Source organism: Nitrosospira sp. NRS527, from assembly GCF_018406445.1.
Classification (GTDB): domain Bacteria; phylum Pseudomonadota; class Gammaproteobacteria; order Burkholderiales; family Nitrosomonadaceae; genus Nitrosospira; species Nitrosospira briensis.
The window spans coordinates 78,612-91,706 of record NZ_AP024515.1 but is presented as its reverse complement, the minus strand read 5'-3'; the positions used below and the strand labels follow the sequence as shown (position 1 = coordinate 91,706).

9 protein-coding genes are annotated in these 13,095 nt (G+C 54.7%); 5 read left to right on the top strand and 4 right to left on the bottom strand.

Going from position 1 to position 13,095, the window contains the following annotated elements:
* Positions 1-6 precede the first annotated feature (6 nt).
* The 5 genes from KJS40_RS00445 (at position 7) to metH (ending at position 8,347) form a co-directional block, all read left to right on the top strand.
* On the top strand, positions 7-1,590 hold the full coding sequence (locus KJS40_RS00445; RefSeq protein WP_213538630.1) for a radical SAM protein: 1,584 nt from the start codon (positions 7-9) through the stop codon (positions 1,588-1,590).
* Complete coding sequence (locus KJS40_RS00440; protein ID WP_213538629.1) at positions 1,587-2,834, top strand: HEXXH motif-containing putative peptide modification protein; 1,248 nt, start codon at positions 1,587-1,589, stop codon at positions 2,832-2,834. Before KJS40_RS00445 ends, KJS40_RS00440 begins: the two co-directional genes overlap by 4 nt.
* Positions 2,831-3,490, top strand: a complete 660-nt coding sequence (locus KJS40_RS00435; protein ID WP_213538628.1) for a hypothetical protein — start codon at positions 2,831-2,833, stop codon at positions 3,488-3,490. Before KJS40_RS00440 ends, KJS40_RS00435 begins: the two co-directional genes overlap by 4 nt.
* Before the next feature lie 22 nt (positions 3,491-3,512).
* Positions 3,513-4,088 (top strand): tetratricopeptide repeat protein, encoded by a 576-nt coding sequence (locus tag KJS40_RS00430; protein WP_213538627.1) that lies wholly within the window; start codon positions 3,513-3,515, stop codon positions 4,086-4,088.
* 527 nt (positions 4,089-4,615) lie between these two features.
* Positions 4,616-8,347, top strand: coding sequence for a methionine synthase (gene metH / locus KJS40_RS00425; protein WP_213538626.1), 3,732 nt, complete (start codon positions 4,616-4,618; stop codon positions 8,345-8,347).
* Positions 8,348-8,440: 93 nt separating this feature from the next.
* On the opposite strand, the gene KJS40_RS00420 is transcribed toward metH, so the two are convergent.
* The 4 genes from KJS40_RS00420 to trxC all read right to left on the bottom strand — a co-directional run bounded on the left by KJS40_RS00420 (position 8,441) and on the right by trxC (position 12,555).
* Positions 8,441-10,594 carry a bifunctional (p)ppGpp synthetase/guanosine-3',5'-bis(diphosphate) 3'-pyrophosphohydrolase gene (locus KJS40_RS00420; protein WP_213538625.1) on the bottom strand — a complete coding sequence of 718 codons (2,154 nt, stop codon included), beginning with the start codon at positions 10,592-10,594 and terminating at the stop codon, positions 8,441-8,443.
* A gap of 145 nt (positions 10,595-10,739) precedes the next feature.
* Entirely contained in the window at positions 10,740-10,946 is a 207-nt protein-coding gene (gene rpoZ / locus KJS40_RS00415; RefSeq protein WP_213538624.1) for a DNA-directed RNA polymerase subunit omega, read from the bottom strand.
* 121 nt (positions 10,947-11,067) lie between these two features.
* Entirely contained in the window at positions 11,068-11,700 is a 633-nt protein-coding gene (gene gmk / locus KJS40_RS00410; RefSeq protein ID WP_213538623.1) for a guanylate kinase, read from the bottom strand.
* A 423-nt stretch (positions 11,701-12,123) separates the two neighbouring features.
* Positions 12,124-12,555 carry a thioredoxin TrxC gene (trxC, locus tag KJS40_RS00405; RefSeq protein ID WP_213538622.1) on the bottom strand — a complete coding sequence of 144 codons (432 nt, stop codon included), beginning with the start codon at positions 12,553-12,555 and terminating at the stop codon, positions 12,124-12,126.
* Positions 12,556-13,095: the final 540 nt, after the last annotated feature.

The following is a 13,095-nucleotide window of genomic DNA, read 5'->3' as shown; positions in this document are numbered from 1 at the left end:
CGCGATATGAAATATTTCAGCAGGCCCTACAGGGAAAGCGCCGAAAGTACCTATTTGGCGGAGGCTCACCGCAAGCACTACGAACCTTTCGGTACGATCAGCTTAAGCGATCAAACCGTGCTGGGCACGGAAGGCATTGTCCTGGAGGATATCGCGGGCGAGACGCTTGCCATTCACCCCGAGAATGCGGCGTGGGCATTTCTCAGTGCCGGCGAGTCAAAGTGGTTTCGGCAACTGGATAAAAAGCCATTTGGCTGGTTACGCCATAATCTATCGCAATACGGTCCGGACAATGCGCTCGATTTTGCCGCCCAACTCTATCGGCGCGGTCTGCTGACGCTTAATGGACATGCTGCCGTGGACCGGCGGATGTTCGCCGACGGACCCAATTACGATGAGGGAAACCTGATCGAATTGCTCATTACCGAGAAATGCAATCTTGCCTGTCCCTACTGCCTGGCGGGAGCCAACTCATCCATGCCGGCCATGGATCGGGATATTGCCCGAAAGACTGTGGATCTTGCATTTGCCATGCGCGAGAGCGACACGCTGGCTTTCGAGTTTGCCGGGGGTGAGCCATTCCTGAAATATGAGCTCATGAAGGAAACCGTGACATACATTCGTAATCATCCATTACGAGGCAACCGCAGGCTATTTCTCAGCACGCAAACCAATGCCACCTTACTGAACGAGGAACGGGTCCGCTGGCTGAAGGAGGAGGATATCCGGGTAGGAATTTCTCTCGATGGAGGCGCACAACAGCAAAATTCGAGCCGCCCTCAGGTCAACGGCAAGGAGTCCTTCAGCAAGATTGCCAGAGGAATCGACCTGCTGCACCAGTTCGAGGTACCCTTCGGCGGCCTGGTGGTGCTGAACCGGTCCAATGCGGATGACCCGGCGGCCTTGGCCGCCACCATGCTCAATCTCGGCATCCATGGCTTTCGGCTGAATCCCGTGGCCTATCTGGGCGATGCGCGAAAGAACTGGAACAAGGTTGGTTTGAGCCAGGATCAGATTATTGATTTTGTCAAAGACCTGATGAGTCACGTAGTGGCGCAAAAATTGCCGTTGCTGGAGGACAACGTCCGCAGCATGTGCGACTTTCTCACCAGTAAACAGCGTAGAACGCGCTGCATGCGAACCCACTGCGGAGCGGGGGAAACTTTCCAGGCCGTTGCCGCCAATGGCGATATCTATCCCTGCGGCCGTGCCACGCAATCACCTGGGCTCAAGCTGGGAAACATTTTCGATGCCGGCCTGGAAAGCCTGTCACAACCGTCCCGGCATAATGCCGTCATACAGCAAATTCGCGAACGCCGCCCCGCTGATCTCGAAGGGTGCGACACCTGCTCCTATCGACAGCTATGTCAGTCCGGGTGTTCCGCACAAGCCTGGGAGCGTTACGGCACGGTCCGGCACCGCACCCCCGAATGCTCCTTTTACAAAACGCTTTATCCCTATCTGATGCGCTGGCTGTCCTTCGATGAAATCGCGTTCGATCACCTGAACACTTACAATTATTTCAATAACGAGGGTGAACGCTTTTCCCGCGACTTTGCACCCATAAAATGCCATGCGGTAGCAGTGTGAAGCTCAATGACGCCGGTCTGAAGGAAATGCCGCGGGAAGGGCTGCCGAAACATGTACTGACGGACTGTGCGGGCCTGTGTTACCCGGCCGGGCCCGGCGAAACCGTCGACATATTGCTCGGATTCTCTGCACTGGCCCGTTCGGTACACTTACGGAACCAGCTCTCTGCGGCGATGGACACAATGGACGCGAATGAGCACCCGCTCGCGCAGCGTCTTATCGCGACCCTTGACAACCTGCCCGCCGATACCCGCGCCCGGCTATTTTCCACTCCACTGGCGGAAATAGACACCGCTCCGAGGGCGGAACCGGACGACCCCGGCAATCCCGGCGCGGGAAAGATATTGTCCGGGGTGCGGCATTTCATTCACCATCCCGACGTACGCGACATCACCTTTATTCTGCCCAGTTGTCTCTTCGCGGCGGGTCCGCTGTATCTGCCGCATGTCCACGCCGTGCTGTCCAATGATGCGCCAGGTATCACACTGGCGGTGGTGGAAAATGAAGGTAAAACGCATTTCGTCTGGAGCGATGGATTGAGTCTGACGCTTGTCAATAACGGAAGCGGATTACCGGCGGGTTTCAGTCATCCCCGCCTTGCGGCCCTGCCGTATATCGGGGGTTTTCCCGTGCTTAACGGAGTCGCCGAAGTTACTCCCCTGCTATCCTCTTTCGAGCCCGCAACGGATGAGGAGATTGACGCGGGAACCGGGCGTATCGAAACAGCGCTGGAATTGCTTGGCCAGATCTGGCCGCTCGCCTTCCATGCCCTCCATCGCCACGTCAAAGCACTGTGTATTCTGAAACAACGCGGGTACTCGCGCAGCCACAGCCCGCCGGAGCTGCCGGGAACCATATTCATGAGCGCCGATGACGTCGAGCATATCGGCGATTTGTTATGCCATGAATCAAGCCATATCAGGATGAATATTTTTCGGCGCTACGATGCGATTGCCCGCGCGCGCGATTCAGCCTCGGAAGCCATCGGTTTCGTCTCCCCTTGGCGGCCGGATTTGCGCCCATTGCGAGGGCTGGTGGATGGCGTACATGCTTTTCTCAATGTTTGCCATTATTATCGACGGCTGGAGATGCGATTTCCCGATGCATGGACCTCCGGCACGATTTATGAGCGACAAAAACGGAATGTGATTCAGGCAGGCATTACGTTGCGCGAGCATGCTGTACCGACGCAGATCGGCGCCATCCTGCTGGAAGAATTTGCCCGCGAGGAAAGTTTGCTGTGAATACTCTCACTCCCGACTGCATGGTCGATACCGGCACGGATCTGAATATCGACCCCTCGTCGCTTGCCCGGCTTCGTATGGAATTCCTTGATCGTGGCGCGGCCGTATTTGGGCCGCCCGCTCTCAGCCATGATACGCATATGAATCTTCTCGGCGAGGCGCTTGCGCAACGGCGGGATGCGAGCTGGAGCCTGGTTGCGAAGCAATGTCCTGGAGAAATCTCCCAGCACAATATACGCGCGCATCTCGGACCGCACGCACGGAGCTTTCTCTCGTCGGCATCTGTGCTGGCTTACCTGGAACATGTCACCGGCCATCGGCTTGCTCCGTCCTGGAGTGCCAGTTGCTATACCTATTACGATGAGCCAGGTCAGTACATGGGCGAACACTGCGACAAAAAGGAAGCCTGTCGCATTGCTCTGCTGATCTACCTTCAGACCCTCTGGATGCCCGGTGTTCAACCGTCGGCGGGGCTTCAACTACACGTCTTTCGCGGCGACAATGCAGCAAGCGGGTTACTGCTACGCATCACCGGGTTGTCCAACCGGATTGTTTTCCTGAACGGCGCCGAGCAGGCGCACCTGCGGCCCGCTCTGGCTACGGGGGAACATATGACGATGCTGGCGGGCTGCTACCAGTTAGCAACCCCAGAATAACCCACAAGACAACCTTAACGCCATGCAATGGAATGATTGGCCTCCAAGCGATCCGGCGCTTATGCCAGGTTACGAAGCGTGGCGAGCGGGAAAGCTCGAGGATGCCCGATTGTTCTTTCAGGAAAACGCAGAGAAGCAACCGGATTGCGCCGATGTCTGGCGTGGGTTAGGCAATGTTGCCTGGTCCCGCCAGGATTTTACGGTCGCCCTTACCCATTTCAGCGCAGCGTTATGCCTGTCGCCATGGAATCCGATGCACTGGGGAAATGTGGGCTTGGTTCGCCGCGATCTTGGCGAAACGCAAGCCGCAATATCGGCCTTTCGCGTTGCGCTCAGCCTTGATCCGGAATATGCGCCGGCACTCAATGAATGGGCAAATGTCTTATTTGATGTGGGTCGCTATGCGGAAGCATTGCCGCTATATGATGCCTCACTGGCAATCGATGGTAATCGAGCGGTAATACATCACAACAAGGGAGTCTGCCTGCGCTATCTGGGAAGATTGCCGGAAGCGGTACGCTATTTTCGCGCCGCGTTAATACTGGACCCTGGTTACCGTTATTCCCTGGAAGAACTTCAGCGCCTGGGGGAAACATAGATGCCAAACAATAAAACCAGTAAACCGGTAGCCGCGCCTTACGATGTCGTGATCGTGGAAACCGTAGTGCCACAGATATACCCACGCGAGAACTGCTCTACGTAAAAAGTAACGATAGGACCAAGGGGCTGATCATGGTGTACACCGACCGCCATGCCATCACATTCTGGTCGGATTACCTGAGGACGATGGAATCAAGTCAAAACCAAACCGATCAGGTGCCGTCGGAAGATCCTCAGCTCCAAAGGCCAGGACCTGGTTCCCCGACGTGGCCGAATCGCCCTATTTCAGCGACAAAAACTGGATTGTCGTGAAATTACCAGGGCTTCATCGAGGGCTCGCTTCGATCGGCGAGGCGCGTTCTACGCAGCATGGAGAAACAGGCAAAATCAATTGGCTGAGATGAGCTCCGCTATCGCGCTATCGAAGTAAGGGCGGCCTAACGCCTGGCGACGGTTGGGGATGGTTAGGGCAAATGCCCGCAGGGGCGTGATAGAATCAATCTTCACCTCAAACGTAGCACTGCCATGAACGAAACTCCTCGCACCAAATTGCTGGAAGAAATCCTCGCACGCCGCATTGTGCTGCTGGACGGCGCCATGGGAACCATGATCCAGAGCTACAGGCTCAACGAAGCGGATTATCGTGGCGCTCGCTTTGCCGATTTTCCCCATGACATCAAAGGCAATAACGATCTTCTGACGCTCACCCAGCCGCAGGTTATCCGCGCTATCCACGATGCCTATCTGGAAGCGGGTGCGGATATCATCGAGACCAACACCTTCAATTCCACTGCCGCCTCGATGTCGGATTACCACATGCAGGATCTGGTATACGAGCTCAATTTTGCCGGCGCCAAACTCGCGCGGGAAGCGGCGCAAGCGATGGAAGCAAAAACGCCGGAAAAGCCGCGCTTTGTTGCGGGTGTGCTGGGGCCGACTACCAAGACGGCATCGATCTCCCCGGATGTAAACGATCCCGGTTTCCGCGGCATTACTTTCGATCAACTGGTGGCGGATTATTCCGAATCCATTCGCGGCCTGATTGACGGCGGCGCCGATATCCTGCTGGTCGAAACCATTTTCGACACGCTCAATGCCAAGGCAGCGCTGTTCGCCGTGGATCAATACTTCGAGACGCACGGCACAAGATTTCCCGTGATGATTTCGGCAACGATTACCGATGCTTCCGGGCGTACGCTTTCCGGACAGACGCCGGAGGCTTTCTGGAATTCCGTAAGTAACGCGCGGCCATTGTCGGTCGGGCTCAACTGCGCGCTCGGAGCGGAGTTGATGCGTCCCTATATCGAAGATTTGTCCAGGGTGGCTGGTGTACGTGTAAGCGCGCACCCCAATGCCGGCCTGCCCAATCCGCTGGCTGAGACAGGCTACGACGAGTCGCCTGAATACACCGCGAGTCTGATAAAGGATTTTGCCCAATCGGGTTTCGTCAATATCGTCGGCGGCTGCTGCGGCACGACACCCGCCCATATCAAAGCGATTGCGGATGCGGTAAACGGTATCGCGCCGCGAGTCATACCCGATATTCCAAAAAAATTGCGGCTGTCCGGCCTGGAACCGCTTGCCATTGGCGATGACTCGTTGTTCGTGAATGTCGGCGAGCGAACCAATGTCACCGGTTCGAAAGCCTTCGCCCGTTTGATACTGAACAACAACTATTCGGAAGCGCTGAGTGTTGCCCGGAACCAGGTTGAAAGTGGCGCGCAGATCATCGACATCAACATGGATGAAGCGATGCTCGACTCGCAGAAGGCGATGGTTACGTTCCTGAACCTTGTCGCCGCCGAGCCGGATATCAGCCGCGTGCCCATCATGCTGGATTCGAGCAAGTGGTCGGTGATCGAAGCGGGACTGAAATGCATTCAGGGCAAGGCGATCATCAATTCCATCAGCTTGAAGGAAGGCGAAGCGGAGTTCATCGAACATGCGAAGCTTGCGCTCCGTTACGGGGCAGCGGTAATTGTCATGGCGTTCGATGAAGCAGGCCAGGCTGATACGCTTGAGCGCAAAGTGGACATTTGCACGCGCTGCTACCGCATTCTTGTGGATGAGGTAGGCTTTCCACCTGAGGACATCATTTTTGATCCCAACGTTTTCGCGGTCGCCACGGGCATCGAGGAACATAACAATTACGGCCTGGATTACATCAATGCTACGCGCCTGATCAAGCAAACCCTGCCGTATGTCAAGGTGAGCGGCGGCGTTTCCAATGTATCGTTCTCTTTCCGTGGCAACGAGCCGGTGCGGGAAGCGATCCATACCGCTTTCCTCTATCATGCGGTTCGCGCCGGCATGACCATGGGCATCGTCAACGCCGGGCAGCTTGGCGTTTATTCGGATATCCCCAAGGATCTGCTGGAACGGGTCGAGGATGTGCTGCTGAACCGCCCCCCCAAAGAAGGTGGAGACGCAAGCGCCACCGAGCGGCTGGTGGAATTTGCCGAGAGCTTCAAGGGACAGACCAAGGAGAACGTTGAAGACCTTGCCTGGCGCAATGAATCGCTGCAGCAACGCCTGACTCACGCGCTGGTAAGGGGTATCACTACTTACATCGTGGAAGATACCGAGGCGGCACGGCTCGAAGTCGCTGAGGCAGGCGGGCGCCCCATCCAGGTGATCGAGGGACCACTCATGAACGGGATGAACGTGGTGGGCGACCTGTTCGGCTCGGGCAAGATGTTTTTGCCCCAGGTGGTCAAGTCAGCGCGCGTCATGAAGCAGGCGGTGGCGCACCTGCTGCCGTTCATTGAAGCGGAAAAGAAACTGCTGGGCGATTCCAGGCCCAAGGGCAAGATCGTAATCGCCACGGTCAAGGGCGATGTTCATGATATCGGCAAGAATATCGTCACGGTAGTCCTTCAGTGTAACAATTATGCCGTAGTGAATATGGGCGTAATGGTGCCTTCCGCACAGATTCTGGAAATGGCGCGGCGTGAGCAGGCCGATATGATCGGGCTGTCGGGCCTCATTACGCCCTCGCTGGAGGAAATGGCGCATGTGGCGAAGGAAATGGAACGGGAAGGTTTTACCATTCCTTTATTGATCGGCGGCGCAACAACTTCGCGTGTGCACACTGCCGTGAAAGTGGCTCCCCATTACAGCGGCATTACCGTGTGGGTCCCGGATGCGAGCCGCGCCGTGAGCGTATGCAGTAACTTGCTGTCGGAGGATCTAAAAGCGGGTTACGTGGAGAAACTCCAGGCCGAGTACGAAAAAGTGCGCGCCCAGCATAAAAATAAAAGGGGGCCTGCGCCAATGCTATCCATAGCGGATGCCCGGAAGAATGCTTTTAAAATCGATTGGGAGAGCTACACGCCGCCTGAACCGGATTTCATCGGCGTAAGGTCCTTGAGAAACTATCCACTGGAAAAACTGGTGCCTTTCATCGACTGGACGCCGTTCTTTCAGGCGTGGGAATTGTCCGGCCGGTTTCCGGCAATTCTGCAGGACGAGGTGGTGGGAGAAGCGGCCACCAATCTGTACCGTGACGCCCAGGACATGCTGAAAAAAATCGTCGAGCAGAAGTGGCTAACAGCCAATGCCGTGTTTGGCCTTTTTCCCGCCAACACGGTAAATGATGACGACGTGGAAATCTACACGGATAAGGCTCGCACCCGGTTGGCGATGACTTTTCACAATTTGCGCCAGCAGACCCAGAAACCGACTGGGCGTCCAAACCAATGCTTGGCGGATTTCATCGCGCCCAAGGAAACAGGGATAAAGGATGCCATCGGGGCATTCGCGGTGACTGCGGGCATGGGTATAGATGCGCGGATAAAAGCATTCGAGGAGGCGCATGACGACTACAGCGCAATCATCTTGAAGGCGCTGGCAGACCGTCTGGCCGAAGCTTTCGCCGAGCACATGCATTGGCGGGTACGGCGCGAATTCTGGGGTTTTGCAAAAGATGAAGACCTGGATACCGAGCAACTCGTCGGCGAAGAGTATCGTGGCATCCGCCCCGCGCCGGGCTATCCCGCTTGCCCCGATCATACCGAGAAAGGGCCTTTGTTCGAAATGCTGAAAGCGCCCGAAAATGCGGGCATTATCATCACTGAATCTTACGCGATGGTGCCTACTGCGGCGGTATCCGGTTTTTATTTTTCTCACCCCGACGCCGATTATTTTGCGGTAGGTAAAATCGGCAAGGATCAGGTGGAAGATTATGCGAAGCGCAAAGGCTGGACGCTGGAGGAAACAGAGCAATGGCTGGCGCCCGTCCTGGCATATGATCGATAGCTACGGTCGAAAAGTGAATGTTGGCCGGCTGACGCTGGCCAACTGACTGCAGGCATGCAGTGTTCTGTAGAAAGGTGATGCGAGACGAGTCGATCAGCTCTTCATACGGGTGATTTTCGCCACTTCGGGAATACGCCTCAAGCTGCGCATCACTTGCGCCAGATGATGGCGGTTGCGGACCTGCAACATGAAATTCATGGTTGTGTACGTACCCTCTCCTTCATCTTCGTCCATGGCAACATTGTCAATATTGGATCCGGCCTCGGCGATTGCGGCGGCCACTCTCGCCAGCACGCCACGTTGATCGGCCACCAGCAGCTTGATACTGACCTCGAACTGCCTGCTGATATCCTTGCCCCAAGCCACGTCCAGCCAGTTTTCCGAGTTACCGCGGTTTTTTAAAGCGGCCGGACAATCATGAGTATGAATCACAAGCCCCTGATCTTTCTTGATAAAGCCAACGATGGAATCCCCCGGGATGGGGCGGCAGCATTTCGCAAACTGCACTGCCATGCCTTCTGTGCCAAGTATGGTGATGACGCCTCCGGTCCCGTTCGGGCCGGAGGCGGATTCTCCTGGAACCGCCAGCCGTCTGGCAATTACCGCCGGCAGGTGCTTGCCCAGCCCCATATCCGCCAGTAAATCCGTCTTGGATTTAGACCCGCTCTCACGCGCCAGTTTTTCCCACTGCGCCGCGCTTATCGTTTCGGGATCGACCTTGAGCGAAATTAAAGCTTGATTCAGCAGGCGTTCCCCCAGTTTGGCCGACTCTTCATATTGCATGGTCTTGAGAAAACGGCGGATATGCGAGCGTGCCTTGCCGGTACCCACGTAATTAAGCCAGGCAGGATTGGGTTTTGCATGTGACGCAGTCACGATCTCCACGCGGTCGCCGCTCCGGAGCAAGGTACGCAGCGGCGCATTTTCACCGTTTATTTTTGCCGCCACGCAGCAATCGCCGATGTCGGTATGCACTGCATAGGCGAAGTCCACCGCAGTGGATTCTTTCGGTAGCGCCAATATCTTGCCTTGGGGCGTAAATACGTAAACCTCGCCGGGAAACAGGTCTACTTTGAGATGTTCCAGGAATTCCAGTGAATCGGTGGAATCGCTGAGCGTCTCCAGCAGGCTCTGCAACCACTGGTGGGTTTTCATGTGCAGGTCGTTGAGATCCGCATCCGTACTCTTGTAGAGCCAGTGAGACGCGACGCCTGCCTCGGCGATTCGATGCATTTCGGGCGTGCGAATTTGCACTTCGATGGGCGTGCCGTAGGGTCCCCACAAGGTGTTGTGCAACGACTGGTAGCCATTTCCCTTGGGGATGGCGATATAGTCCTTGAATTTTCCGGGGATGGGATTGTAGAGGCTGTGCAATGCACCCAGTGCGATATAACACGAGGGTACGTCCTTGACGATAACGCGAAAGCCGTAGATATCGAGGATTTCGGAAAATGTGAGATTCTTTTCCACCATTTTCGTGTAGATACTATAGAGCTGCTTTTCTCGCCCCGTCACCTCGGCATCCAGCCCTGCCACTTTAAGGCGCTGCTTGATCGTATCCAGGATTTTCGTGACCATTTCCCGGCGATTTCCGCGGGCCGCCTTGGTGGCGTTGGCCAGAACACGGTAACGCGTCGGGAACAGGTAACGGAAGCTTAGATCCTGCAGTTCATGGTAGATATTGTTGAGCCCCAGCCGATTGGCGATAGGGGCGTAGATTTCCATGGTTTCGCGTGCGATACGGCGCCGTTTCTCTGCCCGCATCGCTTCCAGCGTACGCATGTTGTGCAACCGGTCCGCCAATTTGATAAGTATGACGCGCACGTCCCGCGCCATGGCCAGCAGCATTTTGCGGAAATTCTCCGCTTGTGCATCCGCATGGGTCTGGAACTCGATCTTGTCGAGCTTCGAAACACCGTCCACCAGATCCGCAACCGATTTGCCAAATCTATTACTGATCTCGGCTTTGGAGACATGCGTATCCTCCATCACATCGTGCAGTAGCGCGGCTGCCAGCGTCTGGGTGTCCAGGCGTAATTTGCCGAGTATGCTGGCTACCGCCAGCGGATGAGAAATATAGGGTTCGCCGGATTTTCGGAATTGCCCGGAGTGGGCGCTTTGACTGAAAAGGTAGGCGTTCTGAAGTTCGGAAACATCCTCCCGTTTAAGATAGCTCGACAGCTCGCGAAAAAGGAAATTCGCCTCAGGCAAGGTAGCAGAAGAATCCGGCAGACCTCGTGCTCGCATCGTCGTTTCCTTGATTTCCTGTTATACCAGTACAGTTTTTTTCAGGACGGCATCACCTTCATGGCAATCGATAATTCTTTTCTACAAATGCTTATCAGTGTATTCAAGCAGGGCTTTTTACAAGAAAGCTCAGGCCGTTCAAATATCAAATGGGACCCATTGTGAGAAGTTCAATTCCCACTCTTCCTTGTGCAAGTTCGCGCAATGCGATGACGGTGGGTTTATCTCGGGCGGACTCCACCATGGGGGTGCCCCCCACTGAAAGCTGTCTTGCACGAACGGTCGCGACCAACGTCATATCGAAGCGGTTGGGAATTCTTTTCAAACAATCGTCAACGGTAATACGCGCCATGATCTTGCCTCTGCTAATGTATAGAAATTGAAGTATAGAATGCCCCACCAACTAAAGGCAACCTGCGAAAGAGAAGTGTAGCGCCGCCAGCCATTCGACCGGACGTTGGAATTATCGTCGCTTATGGAGAAGGCGTTCGGCCGAGTTGCGCCACCAGACCATGGTGGCGGGCAAGCTGTTTCGTCATTCTCAAGCGCTCGGCTTGTACAATGCACTTCAAATCCTGTAATGCCTTGTCCAGCCTGTCATTGATGATAACATAGTCATACTCGCCAGCATGGCTGATTTCGTCGCGGGCCGCCGCCAAGCGCCGTCCGATCGCTTCGAGACTATCCTGAGCACGTTGCCTCAAACGCATTTCCAGCACCTCGAGCGAGGGAGGCAGAATAAAAATTTTTACTGCCTGAGGAAAAACCTTCTGCACCTGATGAGCGCCTTGGCTATCAATTTCCAGCAGAACGTCGCGTCCCGAAGCTACGGTTTCGTTGATCCAATGTTTTGAAGTGCCATAGAAATTTCCGTAAACTTGCGCACTTTCCAGAAACTCGTCCTGTTTCAGCCTCTGCTCGAAAATCTCCCGCCGTATAAAATGATAATCGCGACCGTCGATTTCTTCAGGACGCGCCGACCGCGAAGTGTATGAAATTGACAGGCTCAGATCGATACCGGTTTGAAGCAGGGCTTTGACCAGGCTGGTTTTTCCCGCCCCGGATGGGGCGCTGATAATATATAAGTCACCCGGCGTTATGATCATATTGAAGTTAACCCTACAGTATTAACGCACGGTATCACCCCCCAGTTTGCTGGTTGCGGTGTTCCCCTCTTTCCAGCTTTTTTAACCTAAATCCGGTAGTTGGACGGGGAGAATTGCACAGTTTTTGAGGTGCAGGGCAAGGCGCAACGACGCGGAATGGTCGTTCCATTCCAAGAAGTTGCAACGCAGCCATGTGCCCCAAAAACTGTGCAATTCACCCCGTAGCGCCCTCACCCGGAAAGTGGCGTTAATAATATGAGATATTGTTATTAATCATAACACTGATCTATTAAATGAGCGGTCAACTACCGGATTTAGGTTTATAGCAGCGCTGTCGCTTGATTATCAAGTGTGCTGCCAAAGTTTAACAGCTTCGGCTCATTCCAACCAAGCCAACTGATCCGGTTAATCCAATCAATGCCATTAATGTGCACGAACCCAGCGCACAATATCCTGAGTTGTCAAAGCACCGGCCTGCCGCGCTACTTCATGCCCGTCTTTAAACAGAATCAAAGTAGGGATACTGCGGATGCTGTATTGTGTACCCAACGCTTGCTCGGCATCGGTGTTCACCTTGGCTACACGGACAAGGGGCTCCAGCATCGCCGCGGCTTGCACGAAGGCTGGAGCCATCATCTTGCATGGTCCGCACCACGGCGCCCAGAAATCCACTAACAGCGGTATATCGTTGTGATCAAGGTGTCGTGCGAATGTGGACGTGGTGAGCTCTACCGGATGGCCCGTGAACAAAGGCTGGTGACACTGCCCGCAACTGGGTTTCTGGTCGAGTCGCGCAGTCGGCACACGATTGATCGCTTGACAGCGAGGGCATACGAGGTGAGAGGAGTCGCTCATGGAGTTCGTATATCGCAGTGATTGATTACTTGATCAGATGAGGGCGATCCGCCCGGTTTCAAATGTCATTTATCCATGTTCGGTCTTTTTGATTCACACGACCTGACAAGCTTTTTAATCTAATGTCCAATTCTTGCGGCGGCTGCAAAAAAGCATCCCGGAGATATCCCATCTTCGCTTTGGGGCAAACTGGCCTCCATATTATCTCTGTGGTTTAGCGCACCGATATAAGCAGTGAAAAGGCAAATGATATGGATGCTCCATCTCTATATGAAGGGGAACGACATGAATAGTATAACTTCCTGGATTATTTATATTGTAATACTTGTTGCCGGTTTGGGCATTCTGGGAATAGGTTGGGTATAAGTCATCGCCTCGGACCCATAAACGCCTTGGGGTACTGCTCAGGCCAATTTAGAAAGGGAAGTTCGCAGACTTTTAATGCTCCGCCCCATCCACGCTTATAAAATAAAGGTCATGTCGCTTGACCTCCTACCTAATACCGATTTTCTACACGTAATGAGTAACTCGTGGTCTAGG